Source organism: Paracoccus homiensis (assembly GCF_900111675.1).
Classification (GTDB): domain Bacteria; phylum Pseudomonadota; class Alphaproteobacteria; order Rhodobacterales; family Rhodobacteraceae; genus Paracoccus; species Paracoccus homiensis.
The window spans coordinates 251,887-269,847 of record NZ_FOHO01000003.1 but is presented as its reverse complement, the minus strand read 5'-3'; the positions used below and the strand labels follow the sequence as shown (position 1 = coordinate 269,847).

Annotated in this window: 18 protein-coding genes; 6 read left to right on the top strand and 12 right to left on the bottom strand. The window is 63.0% G+C overall.

Annotation, left to right across the window (positions count from 1 at the left end; translation table 11 throughout):
• The first annotated feature begins 61 nt into the window (after positions 1-61).
• Positions 62-985 (top strand): DMT family transporter, encoded by a 924-nt coding sequence (locus BMX67_RS05975; protein ID WP_090733268.1) that lies wholly within the window; start codon positions 62-64, stop codon positions 983-985.
• Complete coding sequence (locus tag BMX67_RS05970; RefSeq protein ID WP_090733267.1) at positions 982-1,854, top strand: lysophospholipid acyltransferase family protein; 873 nt, start codon at positions 982-984, stop codon at positions 1,852-1,854. Before BMX67_RS05975 ends, BMX67_RS05970 begins: the two co-directional genes overlap by 4 nt.
• 72 nt (positions 1,855-1,926) lie before the next feature.
• Here the strand turns inward: BMX67_RS05970 and BMX67_RS05965 are convergent, their stop codons facing one another.
• Entirely contained in the window at positions 1,927-3,336 is a 1,410-nt protein-coding gene (locus BMX67_RS05965) for a class II 3-deoxy-7-phosphoheptulonate synthase (RefSeq protein ID WP_090733265.1), read from the bottom strand.
• 170 nt (positions 3,337-3,506) lie between these two features.
• Here BMX67_RS05965 and BMX67_RS05960 point away from each other — a divergent pair, with 170 nt between their 5' ends.
• Together BMX67_RS05960 and BMX67_RS05955 are read left to right on the top strand one after the other, a co-directional pair.
• The gene (locus tag BMX67_RS05960; protein WP_090733263.1) at positions 3,507-4,517 is read left to right on the top strand and encodes a GlxA family transcriptional regulator; all 1,011 of its coding nucleotides are present in this window, start codon (positions 3,507-3,509) and stop codon (positions 4,515-4,517) included.
• Between the two features lie 107 nt (positions 4,518-4,624).
• Entirely contained in the window at positions 4,625-5,788 is a 1,164-nt protein-coding gene (locus tag BMX67_RS05955; RefSeq protein ID WP_090733262.1) for a Hint domain-containing protein, read from the top strand.
• A gap of 30 nt (positions 5,789-5,818) precedes the next feature.
• On the opposite strand, the gene BMX67_RS05950 is transcribed toward BMX67_RS05955, so the two are convergent.
• Entirely contained in the window at positions 5,819-7,420 is a 1,602-nt protein-coding gene (locus BMX67_RS05950) for a bifunctional metallophosphatase/5'-nucleotidase (RefSeq protein WP_090733261.1), read from the bottom strand.
• A 127-nt stretch (positions 7,421-7,547) separates the two neighbouring features.
• On the opposite strand from BMX67_RS05950, the gene BMX67_RS05945 reads away from it, so the two are divergent.
• Complete coding sequence (locus tag BMX67_RS05945; protein ID WP_090733259.1) at positions 7,548-7,883, top strand: DUF952 domain-containing protein; 336 nt, start codon at positions 7,548-7,550, stop codon at positions 7,881-7,883.
• Positions 7,880-8,938, top strand: coding sequence for a quinone-dependent dihydroorotate dehydrogenase (locus tag BMX67_RS05940; protein WP_090733258.1), 1,059 nt, complete (start codon positions 7,880-7,882; stop codon positions 8,936-8,938). The genes BMX67_RS05945 and BMX67_RS05940 overlap by 4 nt, the downstream gene beginning before the upstream one ends.
• On the opposite strand, the gene cysE is transcribed toward BMX67_RS05940, so the two are convergent.
• From cysE to BMX67_RS05890, 10 genes are all read right to left on the bottom strand, one after another.
• The gene (cysE, locus tag BMX67_RS05935) at positions 8,935-9,762 is read right to left on the bottom strand and encodes a serine O-acetyltransferase (protein ID WP_090733256.1); all 828 of its coding nucleotides are present in this window, start codon (positions 9,760-9,762) and stop codon (positions 8,935-8,937) included. The genes BMX67_RS05940 and cysE overlap by 4 nt on opposite strands.
• Positions 9,763-9,840: 78 nt before the next feature.
• Positions 9,841-10,548: a DUF2793 domain-containing protein gene (locus BMX67_RS05930; RefSeq protein WP_090733255.1), complete on the bottom strand. Its 708-nt coding sequence runs from the start codon at positions 10,546-10,548 to the stop codon at positions 9,841-9,843.
• The gene (locus BMX67_RS05925; protein WP_090733254.1) at positions 10,541-14,419 is read right to left on the bottom strand and encodes a baseplate multidomain protein megatron; all 3,879 of its coding nucleotides are present in this window, start codon (positions 14,417-14,419) and stop codon (positions 10,541-10,543) included. The genes BMX67_RS05930 and BMX67_RS05925 overlap by 8 nt, the downstream gene beginning before the upstream one ends.
• 23 nt (positions 14,420-14,442) lie before the next feature.
• Positions 14,443-14,871: a C40 family peptidase gene (locus BMX67_RS05920; protein WP_090733252.1), complete on the bottom strand. Its 429-nt coding sequence runs from the start codon at positions 14,869-14,871 to the stop codon at positions 14,443-14,445.
• Complete coding sequence (locus tag BMX67_RS05915; RefSeq protein WP_090733250.1) at positions 14,864-15,697, bottom strand: DUF2163 domain-containing protein; 834 nt, start codon at positions 15,695-15,697, stop codon at positions 14,864-14,866. The genes BMX67_RS05920 and BMX67_RS05915 overlap by 8 nt, the downstream gene beginning before the upstream one ends.
• Positions 15,694-16,326, bottom strand: a complete 633-nt coding sequence (locus tag BMX67_RS05910) for a DUF2460 domain-containing protein (RefSeq protein ID WP_090733249.1) — start codon at positions 16,324-16,326, stop codon at positions 15,694-15,696. The genes BMX67_RS05915 and BMX67_RS05910 overlap by 4 nt, the downstream gene beginning before the upstream one ends.
• A gap of 11 nt (positions 16,327-16,337) precedes the next feature.
• A complete protein-coding gene (locus tag BMX67_RS05905) occupies positions 16,338-16,994 on the bottom strand; it encodes a phage tail tape measure protein (protein ID WP_090733247.1) in 657 nt (218 codons plus the stop codon).
• Between the two features lie 12 nt (positions 16,995-17,006).
• Complete coding sequence (locus tag BMX67_RS05900; protein ID WP_090733246.1) at positions 17,007-17,234, bottom strand: rcc01693 family protein; 228 nt, start codon at positions 17,232-17,234, stop codon at positions 17,007-17,009.
• Positions 17,231-17,545 carry a gene transfer agent family protein gene (locus BMX67_RS05895; RefSeq protein ID WP_090733536.1) on the bottom strand — a complete coding sequence of 105 codons (315 nt, stop codon included), beginning with the start codon at positions 17,543-17,545 and terminating at the stop codon, positions 17,231-17,233. Before BMX67_RS05895 ends, BMX67_RS05900 begins: the two co-directional genes overlap by 4 nt.
• Positions 17,545-17,958, bottom strand: a complete 414-nt coding sequence (locus BMX67_RS05890) for a phage major tail protein, TP901-1 family (protein ID WP_090733244.1) — start codon at positions 17,956-17,958, stop codon at positions 17,545-17,547. Before BMX67_RS05890 ends, BMX67_RS05895 begins: the two co-directional genes overlap by 1 nt.
• Positions 17,959-17,961 lie beyond the last annotated feature (3 nt).

Below are 17,961 nucleotides of genomic sequence, written 5' to 3'. Positions count from 1 at the left end.
CCCTGTCGCATACCGCATCCGGCCGGGCATCAGCCCGGCCGTTTGTCATGAAAGAGGTCCGATGCGTGCCCTGCCCCGCGCCTTTGCGCTGATGAAACGCCGCGGGTCGGATGCCGGCCGCGTGCGCAGCGAACAGACGACCGGCATCCTGCTGCTTTGCGCGGCGGTGCTGTGCTTCACGCTGATGGACGCTTCGGCCAAGCAGCTGACACAGACCTATTCGCCCTTGCAGGTCGTCTGGGCGCGGTTCATCGGCAATATCGCCATCGTGGCCCTGATCCTGCGCGGCGGCCTGCCCCGCATGGCGCGCAGCCGACAGCCGCGGCTGCAGTTCTTTCGCGCGCTGACGCAGCTGGCTTCGGTGCTGTTGTTCTTCACGTCGCTGCAATTCATCGGGCTGGCCGAGGCAACGGCCATCATGGATCTGAACCCGGTCCTGATCACGCTGGGTGCGGCCCTGTTTCTGGGCGAGCGGATCGGCATCCGCCGCATCCTTGGCATTCTGGCGGCGATGATCGGCGCGATGATCATTATCCGGCCCGGCGCGGGCGTGTTCGAACCCGGCGCATTGCTGCCGCTTGTCGGGGCCTTCACTTATGCCAGCGGCGCATTGCTGACACGCATGGTGCGCAGCGATTCCGCCGCGACATCAGTGCTTTGGTCGGCCATCATCGGCGGCATCCTGACCAGCCTGGTCGTGCCCTTCGTCTGGCAGCCCATTCAGGCGCAACATCTGTGGGCGTTCCTGTCGCTGGCCTTCTTCGGCACCATCAGCCAGTGGTTCCTGATCCGCGCCTTTGCCTGCGCCGAGGCCGGGGTGCTGGCGCCCTTCGGCTATAGCGGCCTGATCTGGGCAGGTCTGTGGGGCTGGCTGTTCTTCGGGCAATTGCCCGATCGCTGGACCATTCTTGGCGCGGCAATTATCGTCGGCGCAGGACTTTACGTCTGGTGGCGCGAGACGAGAACCGCACAGGATACCGCATGAGCAATGATGACAAACCCTCGCTGACCGACAGGCTGGCCAATGGCGCGTTCCTGATGGTTATGGGTCTGGCGCGGATGCTACCCTATGACCGGCGGATCCCGATGGTGGGCTGGCTTTTCGGGACTGTACTGGCGCCGCTGGCCGGGTGGCGGCGGCGGATTCGCGACAACCTTGCGCTGGCCCGGCCCGACCTGCCCGCCGACGAGGTGCGACGACTGACCCGCGCGGTGCCCAACAACGCCGGACGTTCCGTAGCCGAGATCTATTCCGGGCAGGAATTTTCGTCGCGCATCCATGCGGCCGATCCGCTTGAGGGGCCGGGTCTGCCCGCGTTGGAACAGGCCTTCGAATCCGGCCGTCCGGTCATTGTCGCCTGTGCGCATTTCGGCAATTACGACGCGATGCGTGCGGCGCTTGCGGGCCGGGGCTATCCGGTTGGTGGCCTGTATCGCCCGATGAACAACGAAGCGTTCAACCGCCACTACATCCCCGCGATCACCGCGATTGCGGAACCTCTGTTCCCGCGCGGGCGTGCGGGCCTGGCGGCGATGCTGCGCTTTCTGCGGGGCGGCGGATGGCTGGCGCTGGGGTTCGATCAGCATGATCGCCATTCACCCGAGCTGCGCTTTTTCGACCTGCCCTCGAAAACCGTCCTGACCCCGGCCGAGCTTGCCATCCGCTATGATGCGCTGCTGCTGCCGATTCACGGCATCCGCAGAAGCGATGGAATCAGCTTTCAGGTCCATGTTGGCGACCCTGTTCCACATGGCGAACCGAAAGAGATGATGCAGGCGCTGAACGACGATCTGGAAATGCTGGTCCGGCGGCATATGGACCAGTGGTTCTGGGTTCATCGCCGCTGGAAATAGGCCGACAGGAGGCTGAAACGACAACAGCCGCCCGATCCGGGCGGCTGTTTCGTTGGGAAAAGGCCCGCGGGTTCAGCCGGCCTTGACATCGCGCGCAGGCGCGGCAGCTTCGCGCCGATCGCGCAGTTCCTCGGCGACCAGGAAGGCCAGTTCCAGCGATTGGCTGGCATTCAGGCGCGGATCGCAGGCGGTGTGATAGCGGTCCGACAGATCCTCGTCGGTGACGGCGCGGACGCCGCCGGTGCATTCGGTCACGTCCTTGCCGGTCATCTCGAAATGGACGCCGCCGGGAATGGTGCCCTCGGCCTTGTGGATCTGGAAGAATTCGCGCACTTCACGCAGCACCGAATCGAAGGGACGGGTCTTGTAGCCAGACGCCGACTTGATCGTGTTCCCGTGCATCGGGTCGCAGGACCAGACGACATTCGCGCCCTCTTCCTGGACGGCCTTGATCAGACGCGGCAGGTGATCGCCGACCGAACCGGCACCGAAACGCGCAATCAGGGTCAGGCGGCCTGCCTCGTTTTCCGGATTCAGCTTGGCCATCAGGACCTTCAGATCATCGGCCGTGGTCGACGGGCCGGTTTTCAGGCCGATCGGGTTCTGGACGCCACGGGCGAATTCGACATGCGCGCCATCCGGCTGACGGGTGCGGTCGCCGATCCAGATCATGTGCCCCGAGCCCGCGACCGGCTTGCCGGTGGTCGTGTCGATCCGGGCCAGCGCCTCTTCGTATTCCAGAAGAAGCGCTTCGTGGCTGGTGTAGAAATCGACCTTGGACAGCTGATGCGCCGTGTCCGAATTCACACCGGCCGCCTGCATGAAGGCCATCGCGTCGCGGATCCGATCCGCGATGTCGCGATATTTCGCCGCCTCGGGACCGCCCACGAAATCCGCGATCCAGTTCTGGACGCGGTGCATGTCCGCGAAACCGCCGGTCGAGAAGGCGCGCAGCAGGTTCAGCGAGGCCGCCGCCTGCGTATAGGCCGCCAGCATCCGCTGCGGATCGGGGATACGGGCATCGGCGGTGAAGTCGAAGCCATTGATGATGTCGCCGCGATAGCTGGGCAGTTCGACGCCCCCGACGGTTTCGGTCGCCGCGCTGCGCGGTTTGGCGAACTGGCCGGCCATGCGCCCGACCTTGACCACGGGCAGCTGCGCGCCCCAAGTCAGCACGACCGCCATCTGCAGGATCACCTTGAAGGTGTCGCGGATATTGTCGGCGCTGAATTCGGCAAAGCTTTCGGCACAGTCGCCACCCTGCAACAGGAAGGCCTGACCGCTGGCCACATCGGCCAGCTGCGCCTTCAGGCGGCGGGCCTCGCCCGCAAAGACAAGCGGCGGGAACTTGGACAGTTGCGCCTCGACGGCGCCAAGCGCCGCCTTGTCTGTATAGTCCGGCATCTGGACGCGCGGATAGGCGCGCCAGCCGGCCTTGTCCCAGGTTTGGGTGGCGGCGGGGGTGCGGGTATCCTGCGTCATGGGACGGCTCCTTGAAAGAATGTCCGGACCATATAATGCGAAGCCGTGTTCAGGGAAAGGGCAAGGTCCGGTTTCGACCCGCCAATCGTCGCAGAGGGGCATGTTTTTTCCTTGCGGCGGCCGGAATTCCCTGTTGTGTGGATGAAACCTTGCCGCGAACAGACAGCACGATGCCATCAGACAAGCCGCGCCAATTCATTTTCCTGCTGCTGGAGCGGTTCACCATGCTGCCCTTCACCGCAGCGATCGAGCCCTTGCGGCTGGCGAATCGCGCGTCAGGGGAACAGTTGTACTCCTGGCGCCTGGTCGGCACGGCGGGCGAGGCCGCGACCTGTTCCAACGGGTCGCGCATCCTTGTCGATCATGGTCTGGAAGCGGATTTTCAGGCCGGGCGCGACGATGTGATCATCATCTGCGGCGGCACCGATGTCGCCCGCGAGGCGCGCCGCCCGGTGCTGAACTGGCTGCGGCGGCAGGCCCGCAGCGGCGCGGCGATGGGCGCGGTCTGCACCGGTGCCTGGGTGCTGGCCGAAGCCGGATTGCTGGATAACCGCAAGGCCACGATCCACTGGGAAAACCACGACGGCTTTGCCGAGGCATTTCCCGATATCGACCTGTTCCGCACGGTATTTGTGCAGGATGGCAATCGGCTGACGGCGGCCGGGGGGACATCCTCGATCGATCTGGTCCTGCATCTTGTGGCGTCGGCCCATGGCGATGCGCTTGCCGCCGAGGTCGCGGACCAGATGCTGCATACCGTGATCCGCACCGATCAGGACCGTCAGCGCCTGTCGATTCCCACCCGCATCGGCGTGCGTCACCCGCGCCTTGCGGCTGTCATCACGCGGATGGAAGCCAACCTGGAAGAGCCGATCAGCCCGGCACAGCTGGCCGCCGATGCCGGCATGTCCACACGGCAGCTGGAGCGGTTGTTCCGCCGCTATCTGAACCGCAGCCCAAAGCGTTACTACATGGAAACGCGGCTGGCACGCGCGCGCAACCTGTTGATGCAGACGGAGCTGTCAATCATCGAGATCGCGCTGGCGGCAGGCTTTTCCAGCCCGTCGCATTTTTCGAAATGCTACCGTGCGCAATATGGCAGCACCCCCTATCGCGAACGCGGGACGGGTGCCCCCTCGGCCGCCAAATCCGAACGGATCCCGGATCCCGACGCGGATTAACCATTCATTAACTCGCATTCGTTAAATCTTTCCGCACCGATCCGTTCAAGAGATCGGAGCGACCGATCACGCGCGGTCGCCGACGGGGTTGCGGGGCGGGACACGGGATGAACTACCTGATCACGATGCTGACCTTGTCCCAGCCGATCCCGGCGGGCACATCCGGCACCGAACGCTATATGCCATGGGTGCGCACCTCCGGCACGCTGAACCTGACGGGCGCGCAGCTTGGCACGGTGACCGTCAGCGACGATGATCCCGAACTGAACAGCGGATTTTACAGCGGCACCAGCGAAACCGATCAAAGCCTTGTTTCCGACACCGTGCTGTCGGCGGGCACCCCGGGCGAGGTCACCTTCACGGCGGGCACCCGGCTGTCGAATTTCATCGGCTCGATCATCCGACATGTGGATGCGGATGGAAACCGGTTCGACTATGCCGTCGTCTATCCGCGCAGCTATCAACCCGGCGAATTGGGGACTGAACTTGGCGGGCGCTATACCGTCATGGTTTTTCCCTACAGCGCGACGAATGCCGCCAATGACCCGATCCCCCATCAGGAATTCGACCCGACCCTATCCTTCCGCTTTCTGAGCCAGGCCCAACTGCGGGCGGATGACGACGGGCAGATGATGACGCCGCAGGATGTACAGTGCTTTGCGGAAGATACGATCATCGACACCCTGCTGGGGGCCCGCGCGATCCAGAACCTGCGTCCGGGCGATCTGATCCGCACCCGCGATAACGGCATGCGCTGGCTGCGCTGGATCGGGCGGACCGTGCTGTCACCGCGACGGCTGGCGGCGGCTCCGCATCTGCGCCCGATCCGCATTCGCGCCGGGGCATTGGGGCCGGGGATGCCTGCGTCCGATCTGACCGTCTCGCCCCAGCATCGCATTCTGGTAAAATCCGTGATCGCGCAGCGCATGTTCGGCGAAGATGAAATCCTTGTCGCGGCCAAGCACCTGCTGGACATGCCGGGCGTCGGGGTCGTCGACGGGCAGACGGGCGTGACCTATTACCACATGCTGTTTGACGACCACGAGATCCTGCGCTCGAACGGTGCATGGACCGAAAGCCTGTATGTCGGCCCCTATGCGATCAGCACGATGGGGGCACAGGCGCGGCGCGAAGTGACCGAACTGTTTCCACAGCTTGCCGATCCCGGATTTCAGCCGGTCGCGGCGCGGCGGTTGCTGTCCGGGCGCGAAGGCCGACAGCTTGCCAGACGGCATCACAAGAATGGCAAGCGCCTGATCGGACAGTGCTGACGGGGGCGCCTTGCGCACCCCCGACCGCGATCATTTCACGGTGATCCGGTTTTGCAGTTCCGGCTGATAGGGACCGTCCTGCGCCGCCATGTACCCGGCCAGAACCTCGGCCAGATCCGGACCGAAATCATAGGCATTCAAGGCGTTCGTTTCGAAGATGTCATAGCCGTCGCCACCGCCGCGCATGTAATTGTTCGACACGACGCCATAGGTCGCTGACATGTCGATGGGCGCCCAGTCATCGCCATCCCGGACCATCACATCGCTGATGCGCGCGCCGACTTCGGCCGCCGGATCGACAGTGTAGGTCAGGCCCGCAACCTGGGCAAAGCGCCCTGCCGCATCCTCATACTGGCTGGCGCCGTTTTCCAGCGCGGTGACGATATCGGCCCCCGACAGCTGAAAGGTCGCCAATGTATTCTGGAATGGCAGGACGGTGTAGATCTCACCCATGGTGACCTCGCCCGCGTCGATCGAGGCCCGCAGCCCGCCGCCATTGGTGATGGCGATGCTTACGCCCTGATCCTTGACCCGATCCAGCATCGCGTCAGTCACCAACACGCCCATTTCGCATTCGCGCTGACGACAGCTGGTTCTGTCACCATCGATCGCGGCGCCCGCTGAGGCAACGACCTTCTGGCGCAGTTCTTCGATGGGGGCGGCCATCTCTGCGACCCGTGCGGCGATCGCTTCGTCCTCGGGAACGCTGTTGTCCAGCAGGATCGGCTGCCCCTCGGCCTTGGTCAGATTGCCCGCGTCATCGAAGGTCAGCACCAGATGGCCCAGATATTTGGAATAGGCATAGGCGGTGACGACGGGCACCTCGGCGCCATCGGGACCCGCGACCATCGTCGGATACGGCCCCTCGGCCCCATCCATGTCGCCCAGCAAGCTATGCGAATGACCGCCGATCACCGCATCCAGCCCCGGAACCTCGGCGGCGATCTGCTGATCGCGGCGATAGCCCACATGGGTCAGGGCGATGATCTTGTCGATGCCCTGATCGCTCAGTTCCTGCACATCGGCGGTCAGGCTGTCGATATCGTCCTGGAAAATGACGTTCGGACCCGGGGACGAGGTTTCCGGCGTATCCGTGGCCAGCGCCGAGACGATCCCGATCTTCTGGTCCCCGACCTCCAATACGACCACATCCTGAACCTTGTCCTTCAACAGATTGGACTGGGACAGGTCCAGATTTCCCGACACGACCGGAAAAGAAACGCCATCGGTCAGAACCGTCAGCCCTTCGGGGCCATCATCGAATTCATGGTTGCCGACAGCCATGGCGTCATAGCCGATCGCGTTCATGAACTCGACGACGTCCTTGCCCTTGTAGGTCGTATAGAACAGGCTGCCCTGATACTGATCCCCAGCGTCAAGCACGACGACATCACCACCGTCAGCCGTGATCTGGTCGCGCAACTCGGCAATCTTTGCCGCGACGCGCGCGACCCCGCCAAAGCATTCGCCAGCCTCTAGGGTCTCGGCATCGCAGGTGCTGTCATACTTGTTGACGGCCTCGATCCTGCTGTGCAGGTCATTGGTGTGCAAGACATGCAGCACCGTGTCGGCATAAGCCCCGCTGGCACATAGACCAAGCACCGAGGCCCCCATCAGAAAACGTCGGGACATGTAAATTCCTTTCGACCGGGATCAATCATGCAGACATGTTTGATCAACTGGTCAGCCTCGGTCAAATACTACGCGACGGTATGGCGCGATACTTGACCAGATGCAGCCTTCGGCGGCAAATGCCCCCATGCTGATATACAAGATTCTTCGGGAAGATGAGTGGGCCACGCTGAAGGCCCAAGGTGAAACGGACGGCTCGCCCGCAGATGTCGCGGACGGCTACATCCATTTCTCGACCGCGACGCAGCTGCCCGGCACGCTGGCCAAGCATTACGCAGGCGAAACGCCGCTGCACATGCTGGCCTGTGATCCGGACACTCTGGGAGACAAGCTGATCTGGGAACCCGCACGCGGCGGCGATCTGTTCCCGCATCTTTATCGCAGGTTCACGCTTGCCGACATACAATGGTCCCGCGTGGTCGAGCTGACCGAAGACGGGCATCAGACAGGACCGCTGGAATGAACATGATCGAACGGCTGGGTCTGTCGGGCCTGCATCGTCTGGACCCGGAACGCGCCCATGACCTGTCGATCAGGGCCTTGGGCGCGGGACTTGTCCCCCTGCCCGGCGGGCCCGTGACATCCGAGCGGCTGGCAACGACGGTGGCGGGGCTGAACCTGCCGAACCCTGTCGGGCTAGCTGCCGGATATGACAAGAACGCCAAGGCCGTCACCGCGCTGATGCGCGCCGGTTTCGGCTTTCTGGAACTGGGCGCCGCAACACCCCGGCCACAACCCGGAAACCCCAAGCCACGGCTGTTCCGGCTGACCAAGGACCAGGCGGTCATCAACCGCTTTGGCTTCAACAACGAGGGCGCGACCGCCATCGCGGAACGCCTGGCCGCGCGCCCGAAGGGCATCCCGGTCGGACTGAACCTGGGCGCGAACAAGGACAGCGTCGATCGCGCCGCCGATTTCGCGGCGGTGGTCGAAATGGCCGGTGCCCATGCTGATTTCGTGACAGTTAACGTGTCTTCACCCAACACCGAAAAGCTGCGCGACCTGCAAGGGCCGACAGCCTTGGCGGCGCTTCTGGATCAGGTCATGAACGCCCGCGCATCGCTGCCCACGGCTATTCCCGTCTTTGTCAAGATCGCGCCCGACCTGGACAATACCGAGCTGGATCAAATCGCATCGGTCGCCTTGAATGCCGGGATCGACGGCATCATCGCGACCAACACCACCCTGTCGCGCGACGGTCTGCAAGGGGCCAATGCGAAGGAGGCCGGTGGCCTGTCCGGGCAGCCGCTTTTCAACAAATCGACCCATGTTCTTGCGAAACTTTACCAGGCCACAAACGGGAAAATCCCGTTGATCGGCGTGGGCGGCGTCGGATCTGTCGATCAGGCATGGGAAAAGCTGCGTGCCGGTGCCTCGGCAATACAGCTATATTCGGCGCTGATCTATCAGGGTTTCAGCCTGGCGACGCGGATCGCACAAGGGCTGGACGACCGTTTGGCCGTCGAAGGGCGCCAACTGCCCGAAGTAACGGGCAGCGGAGTCAAGGACTGGCTTTAATACAGTCCGTCGTTGCCAAGCAGCTGGTTCATGCTGTGCGAGGGTTCCGAACAGCCTGCATCGCCGATGACCCTTGCCGGAACCCCGGCAACGGTCTTGCAGGCCGGCACTTCGTGCAGCACGACAGAACCAGCCGCGATCCGTGAATGATGCCCGACGCGGATATTGCCCAGAACCTTGGCCCCTGCCCCGATCAGGACCCCATCGCCAATCTTCGGGTGCCGGTCGCCGTCTTCCTTGCCGGTGCCACCCAAGGTCACCGAATGCAGCATCGACACATCATTGCCGACGGTCGCGGTCTCACCGATCACGATGGAATGGGCATGGTCGATCATGACGCCGACGCCAATCCTGGCCGCCGGATGGATATCGACCCCAAAGCATTCCGAGCATCGCATCTGCACGAAATAGGCCATGTCGGCGCGCCCCCGCTGCCACAGCCAATGCGCGATGCGATAGGCTTGCAGCGCTTGAAACCCCTTGAAGAACAGGATCGGCTGGATCAGACGATGTGTCGCCGGATCACGGTCATAAACCGCAAGAAGATCGGCGCGCGAGGCGTCCGCAAGTTCGGGGCTGCTGGTATAGGCATCGTCCACGATCTCGCGCAGGATCTGCTCGTTCATCTCGCCCGATGCCAGCTTCTGCGAAAAGCGATAGGCCAAGGCCGCCTCAAGGCTTTCGTGATGCAGCAGCCCCGCATGGATCACCGAGCCAAGCAGCGGCTCGTCCTGGATCGCCTTGCGCGCCTCATCACGAACCTGCGCCCAAACCGCGTCGCGGTCCAGTTCCATGGTCCTGTTCATTCCATGCTGCATGTTCATCGAAGCCCGCCTGCGCCTTGTTGGGATCTTTATCACTATCGCAAATCAGAGATATGTGAAAGCGCAGGCGGAACAAGATCAGTCGGGCAAACGCAGTTCCCACCAATGCACGGCCAGTTTCACCTTTCCGCCCGTGAACTGCCCGCTTTCCGCAGTCATCATCAGATTGGCGTTCTGATAATAGGTCATCGGCGACCCAAGCATTCCGCGCGCCCAGGAATTCTTGGCTTTGCCGATCCCCTGGCCAAAACGGTTCTCGGCGCCCGCAGTTCCCAGCTTCCAGGTCGTCACCGTGCCCGTCAGCGCGACCGAGACCTTGGCGACTGCACCGATCACCATTGCGTTTGCCGGAATGGTGACGCCGGTGTCAAAGCTGGCGCCACTGCTCAGCTGCACCTCTTTTTCGGCCATGCCGATGATCATGCCCGATCCTTGTCGGCCCATGCTGGCGGCACCCACAATCCATTGCGTGCCGCTGTGAAATGCCTGCGTACCCTGATCCGCGACAAAAGCCGACATGCCCGCAGTTGGCGTGACGAACACCCAACCGCCGTTCGAACCAATCGCGATCCGGCCTGCCTCGCCTGACCACGTGCCGCTTGCACTGCCGGGGACCCCCCAACACTGACCGTCGATCACGGCGGCGGGCGGCTGGGCGGTGGTGACGCTTTGCAGGACCAGGTTGACCAGCCCGTCCAGCCGCATCAGCGACTCGTTCACGGTGACATGCTTTTGCGCCTGTGCCGACTGTACCAGCGGCATTCCGAAACGCTGCGTGTTAGACATTGATCGTCCTCCTGACAAAGGGGCCCGCGCCAAACTGATCGGACAGTTGTGCGACCTCGACTTGGAAACTTCCGCCCGCCCGTGCCGAAGCCCAGACATCTGCCGGAGCCGTATAGTCCGACGCGGAAAGTTGAACTTCATGCAGCGTCTTGCCGCCGCGGGTCAGTCGCAGCAAATACCGCTCGCGGGTTTCTCCCAGCGGCACATCAGCGCCATCCCAGGAATCGCCATCCAGCCGAGTCCTGCGGATCCAGCTGATCTGGGTGCCGTCAATCCGCAGATGACATGGCGCATAGGGACGCAGGCCAATCCCGCGAGCGTTCGTGACGCGCGCCCTGAAACTGCGATCATCGACGGTACGAGACGCCGGGCCGACGCGCCAGAACCGCTCTTGCCCGCGGGCGCTGGGGGACAGTTTGACCTGCTTGGGCGCACCGTTCAGCAACACCACGACACTGCCTGCGGGCCAGCCGGCAGACACCGCGTCCGTGCCGGCCTGGCCCCGCAATCGGTCGCCAAGCGCCCAGACATCCTTGGATACAGGCTCGGCCTTGCCGAACTGCACGATCTCCCAGTTCTCAAGCGATCCATCACCGATCGCAAGGCAGTTCGCGCCCGACAGCAAAGCCTTTTGCGTCACCGATTGCAGCCGCGCATTCTTGAACTGAACCCGTAACGCGGGTCCGCGATCCAGAACGCCGGCGCGCGCGACAGGCAGTGCGTCGAGCGTGCGGCCCATTACCGCCTTGCGATCCAGGGTCAGGTTCAGATCAAACCCACCTTCTTCCTCGATCGACATATAGGCGGCGACCGTCCCTGGCCAGGGATGCGCCGTCGCCGCAAGATAGGGCTGATGCGGTGCCTCATCCCCGCGCAGCAATGGCAAGTCCATGAAGAGGGGCCAGACAGGCATCGGCGGCGCGTATTTGCGGATCGGGTTGCGTTCATCGACCGCCAGCGCGGGCGTATAGACGCCATCCTCGACGCGCACGGCATCGACTGTCACCGCGCCGCCACGTTCGACCCGATCGACACGCCAGCACCGCGACGGGGCATCGGGCCGATTGACCCTGATCACGTCCCCGACGCTGATATCCGCCTTGGAAGGCGGCAATGCAAATCGTGCAGTATCGCGAGCCACCCGCGCCTCGGTCAGCCAGCGCTCGACGATCGCTCGCCCCTCGGAACGGGTCAGCAGCATCGGAAACTCGCTCTCTGACACCGCCTCCTGATCGTCTCCGGGCAGAATGCTTTCGGCTGTCGCTATCGCGTAATCGCCACCTGCCTCTGCAAAGTTCAGACGCACGCGCCCCGTCATGGCGGCGTCCGAGGACCGGACGGTTTCCATCCCTGCAACCTCGTCGGTCAATGCCAGGTCGTCCGGACCGATTTCGGCCACCGGAAGGCCATTGCGCGTGATGAAACACAGCTTGCCGGCCCGCTCGACCGCATCGAACCCATGCGCCAGCATCAGGGGCTGCATCGCCGCCCGACCACTTTCGCCACCTCCGATCTGAAAGCCCCGGACGACCCCGGACAATTGTGACGCATCGAAATGCGTGACGCCCGACATGCGGCAGATGTCACCGACGACAGCCGACAACTTAACCGCGCCGGCGCGGCCGTTCAACCAATGGCCGCGCTCCCATGCGGGACCATCGCTCCACAGATCTTCGCGCGCAGGGAACGCCGGGAACGGGCGGGCATCCCAGCACCAGACATGGGACCGCCCCACATCCAGCATCCGCATCCCGTCCTGATTGGTGGGGTTGTTCGCACCTTTCGACCAATAGCCCATGACCGCCTCGACATAAGCGGCCTGGATGGCATCGTCGCGCTGCGCGTTCGAGAAATGCGGAAGCACACTTTCCGAGCTGTAGGCATCCAGAAACTTGTTCGGCTGGTTGGTTGCCTTGTCCAGCGCGGCGCAACCAAGTTCAGTGAACCAGATCGGCTTTGACCCCGGCACCCATGCCGTCGCTTCGCGGGATCTGACACCTCCGGGCCGGTTGAAATGCAGGTTCTGCCACCAACTGGTCAGGTCTTTGTAGCGCCAGACCCAGGCCTCGTCATATTGGCCGTCGGTGATCGGCGTGCGGATCTGTGCATCGCGGTCCGCGTCCGAGGCATAGTACCAGTCGTATCCCTCGCCGCCTTGCACGTTGGATTTGAGATAGTCGATATTGTCGATCCGGCCCCATCCGACATCCAGATGATCTTCGCCTTCACGCCAATCCGACAACGGCATGTAATTGTCGATGCCGATGAAATCGATGTTCTCATCCGCCCATAGCGGATCCAGATGAAAGAACAGCTCGCCGTCGCCGGGGTGGTGTCCGAAATATTCCGACCAATCTGCCGCATAGCCGATCTTGACCGAAGGCCCCAGAATTGCCCGGCAATCTGCCGCCAGCTGACGCAGGCCAGCAACTGCGGGATAGCTGTTCTCGCGCCCGCGGATCTGGGTCATCGCGACCATTTCAGAACCGATCAGAAAGGAATCCACCCCGCCTGCAGCGGCGCACAGCATGGCGTAGTGCAGGATAAACCGGCGATACGACCATTCATCCGGGCCATGATAGGAAATGACACCATCGCTGACGCTGAAATCCGAAGCGTGCGCGGTTCCGAAAAAAGCGGCCACTTCGCTTTCCGCGGCGGCGGTGCCATCGGTCGTATTCGCACGCCCCGGTGCGACCGATGTCGTAATACGCCCACGCCAGGGCATGACCGGCTGTTCGCCACCGCCATAGGGGTTCGTCAGGCCGTTGCCCGCAAGCTGCTCCATCAGAATGAAGGGATAGAAGACCGCCTTGCGACCAGTCTGCGCAATCGCACGCAATGCCTCGATCACCGAGGCATCCGCTGGCGTCCCGCCATAGATGGGGCGGTTATCAAGGCGCGAAACCTCTTGCGCGTCGCCACGACCGATCCCGCCGGCGCGCCACGCCATCTCGCTGCCGTCCAGCGACTTGTCCTCGACCTTGGGTCGCAGCGTGCAGCGATCGACCCGCAGATCGTCGCCGAACCACGAAACCACCAGCGATACCGAGGAAACATTCGGCAATTCGCGCCCCATCACATCCATCGAGGCGCTGAAATCCGTTCCGCCCATCGGCGTATTCTGGTTGACCGCGCGCACCTCTCCCAGGCCCAGATCCTGCGTGACCGGCGTGGTCGCCAGCGAATATTCCCCCGTGCCCGGAATCATCGCCACAGCGTGCACGTCGCGGCAAAGTCCGGTCCCGTCCTGCGCCGCGCAGGTGACCTCGAATGTCAGTTGCGGCATGCGGTTGCCCCAACGTTCCAGAAGCAGATCCTCCAGCACGACATAGGCCAGACCGCGATAGGCGGGCGCGTCATCGCCCTCATGGGCCGCAATCGCCGGATCGGGACCCTGATCCTCATCGCCCTTGTAGACACGCAGGTTCAGATCCTCGGCCGCCACCTCCTCACCATCTGCCCAGACGCGGCCAACGCCCAGAATTTCACCTTCGCACAGGCCCAGCGCCACAGACAGACGATAGCTGATATTGGTGACGCTTTGCTTTGGCGCACCCTTGCCACCACCGACCGTTTCGGTGCTGCTCACCTCTTCAAGGGGGGACGCCCAGATGACATGCCCCGGCACCCGCATCTGCCCCCAGATGCGCGGGATCGACATGCCTTCCCCTGCCGTCTGCAGTCGCAGGCGGTCTATCCGCCCTGTTTCCACCGCCCTTGCGCCCGATCCCAGCAACCGCTGGTCGATGGCACGGCCGATCGTCGCACCGACCGCACGACCGATGACAGCGCCCGACAGCCCCAAGAAGGCACCGCCGAAACTTCCCCCGATCGAAGCACCTGCCGCAGACAGCACAATCGTGGCCATCCTGGCCTCCTTCCGTCAGACTTTTATGGAAATCTGAAACGCCCGGCGATGCGTCCCTGCCAGGGCGCACTTAGCGGGCTTTCAACCACGCCATGCCCCGAATAGGCATGAACAAATCTTCTGGTGGCACCAATCTCGGACAGCACGCCAAGATGCTTGGCAACGGCCATCGGCCGCATCCGGAACAGCAAGACATCGCCCGGCGCGAAAGCGCAGTCGGGCTTGCATCGAACCAGATTGCGACACGCGCCCTGCAACAGCAGCTCATGTGACGAACACTCGCCCCAATCGGCGGTATAGGCCGGCGCGGTTTCGGGTTCAGCGCCGTAGAGTTGACGCCATATCCCCCGGATCAGGCCCAAACAGTCTGCGCCAACCCCCTGCACGCTGGCCTGGTGCATATATGGTGTCCCGATCCACATGCGCGCAATCGCGACAACCCTGTCAGTCATTGCCCGATCCGACATGCGGGGCAAGCAACCAGTCTTCGCTTGGCAGATGCGGAAAGCCACGGAAGTTCTGATAGTTTCGGAACTTGGCCTTGCAGGTAAGACTGCGCTTGTCACAGCCCGCAACCAGACGAAGGCGATCACCGATGGCAGGCGTCATTCCAAGCTCTTGCCAAAGCTCGATCTCTCTGCCGCCATTGGGGCTGGCGATGTCGTTCTTGATCGTGGCGCTCAGTCCCTTGGCATCACCGCTCAGAACATGCAGCGTCCCTCGTTCGAACCATGTCGTGTCATAGGCAGGAAAGCTGGCGAACCGAAAGATCCGCCCATGTTCCAACGCCTCGATCTGGGTTTCATGGGTCCATTCAGGGCCGCCCAGACCAACACCGCATTTATCGTCGCCAAGACGCGCCGCGCATAGCGGATGATAGACCCGGCCCATGCTGGCGTTCAGTGGCTCTGACAGACCGCGCAATTCGGCCCGGAACGCACCAGAGCCGCGCGACACCTCGCCCAGTGTGCCACGGAATCTCAGCGTGCGTTTCGCGACATTCCGCCAGTCCACTTCCCACATCTCCAGCATGGCGCCGTCCCAACGACCCGCCAGCAAGTCGCGCTCGGTGATGGCGTCATCCGTCAACGCACCTTCCGCTTCCGAGTTATCGACGGACAGCCCCGTCCCCTGCACAAGTGCGCTGGCGGTCATTCCGCTATCGGGACGAAAGCTGATCCCCTGAAACTGCAACTCTCCGTCATGGTCGGTAAAGCCCAGCGTCAGCCCATCGCCCCTGGTAATCGCCCAGGCGCGCGCTGTTGTGGTCGTCGTCATACACGCACCTCAATGACCGGAATCTCAGGCATCTCGCCTGCTTGAAAGGACGCGACCGAAACGGCAATTCGATCCGTGTCAAAGCGGACCGGAACATCGAACTCAAATCCTGCGGTCACATCGGCGCCCGGTTCGGGCGGATCGGTGAACGTTATTACCCCGGTCCTGTTGTCCACCGTGTAATCGCTTCCGAAAAACCGCTCATCGCCACCGACGCCCGCGCGAACCGTCCCGTTGACAATCTTGGTCAGCGGGCGCTCATAACGCGCGGGGCCAGAGGTATAGGCCTTTATCAACTGGAACTTGCGGGTATTCCCATCCCCGGTGGCAATACGCTGATCCGCAAACGCCGGCTGCTTCGATGCCGCGCAGCTTTTGCAATCGGCCCAGTCCTTCCACCGGAACCCATGCAACTGCCCGGCACGCGCCTCGAAAAAGGCGACCAGATCCTCCAGATCATCCAAAGACCGCAGCCCCATCCCCGCGTCATAGCGACGACGCCCATGCGCCCATGGGGTGTTTCGCTCTTCAAAGCCGCTGGAAAGGGTTACGATCTCGGTCTTGCGTTCCGGGCCACCCACCGACCCGAAGGACAGGTTTGTCGGGAACCGGATTTCATGAAACGCCATGATCAAACCTCTCAGCTGTTTCGATCACCCTGGGACAGGGCACGGGCCATCTGCGCCGCGATCTGCGATCTGCTGCGCTTGAAGCCCGCCACATCCGGGGTTGTGACATTGAAGGTGACATTGACCGGGCGTCGGGACCCGCCTGCGCTTGCAACGCCCAGGCGCCCATCGGCTCCGCGCTGCAAAGGCATGATCGCTTCGGGGCCGGCCTCACCCATAAGGCCGGTCGCACCGCGCATGGGGAAATGGGTCGGACTTGAAACGATACCGCCCTTGGCGAACGGCATCACCCGTCCCTGGACGAATGCCCCACCATCCGCGAAGGGCATGACGGAACCCATGATGCCGCTGACACCCTGCGCCAGGGTCGAGGACAACGCCTGCTCGACCGGCTTCATGGCAATCGAAAACACCGTATCGGCAATTGACTGGCCAATTCCCTTCAGCGCATCCGACAGCTTCACCCCGTCAAAGGCCAGCCCGTCGATTGCACGCCGCAAGCCGCTTTCCAGACCGCTGCTCAGCGTACTGACTTCGCGGCTGGTAAACGCCATTGACTGACGCAGCCGCGCCAACTCTTTCTCGAACTCGGCGGTCATGCGACCAGCCTGCCCCATATTTTCGTCCAGCTGATCAAGGCCGCCGCTGAACCCGTCCTTGTTTGCCATGGCCAAGGCTCCTCATGATGTGTGCGCACCATCCGTTGCCGGCGGTGTATCGGGAAATCTGGCCGACAACTCGGCCAGACGGTTTCTGGTCATGGCAGAAGGCCCGGCCTCGACACCCAGCATCAGGGCAAGCTCGGCCGGGGTCAGCGCCCAGAACTGCTGGGGATGCAGGTGTAAACCACGCATCCCCGCACGCATCAGCCCGGGCCAGTCCAGCCCACGCGGTGTCAGCTCGGTCATGCGACCACCTGAAAGGCCCGGCTCAACAATTGCGCAGCACTGCGGGCACCCGCCGCAGGACCACCGTCGATATCGACGGTCAGCAGATCATCGCGCCCGCCAGCCCAGCCCCCGCCCCGCAATCCCGCGACCAGGATTGCAATGACATCGCGGCTGCCAAAGCGGCCCGCCTCGAACCGTTCGATCAACTCGACCAGGCTTTCCGCGCCCAGTTCGGTTTCCAGTTCAGCCAATGCACCAAGGGTCAGCTTGGCAACATGCGGCTGACCGTCCAGCGTGATCTGGACCTCGCCCGTGAACTGGTTCGCCATCATTGGGCCGTAAAGGTCAGCGCCCCTGCCGAGGCCAGCGTCAGTTCGTAAGTGGCCTCGCCATTGTAGCTGCCCGAATATTCCAGCGCGGTGATCTGGAACGGCCCTTCGACCGTGCCGAAATCGGGGATTACGACCTGAAAGCGCGGCACCTCTCCGTCGAAAAAGATTTGTCGCGCCCGCCCGTCGGTCGAGGCATCACGAAACACGCCAGACCCACTGATCGAGGCGCTGCGTATACCCGCGCCGCCAAGCAATTCTCGCCAACCACCCTGGCTTTCCATGCTGGTCACATCGACCGTTTCCGCATTGAACGACAGGCGCGTGGCACGAAGCCCGGCCACCGTCTCAAACGCGCCATTGCCGCTCATATCCATCTTGATCAGCAGATCACGTCCATTCTGTACCGCCATGGG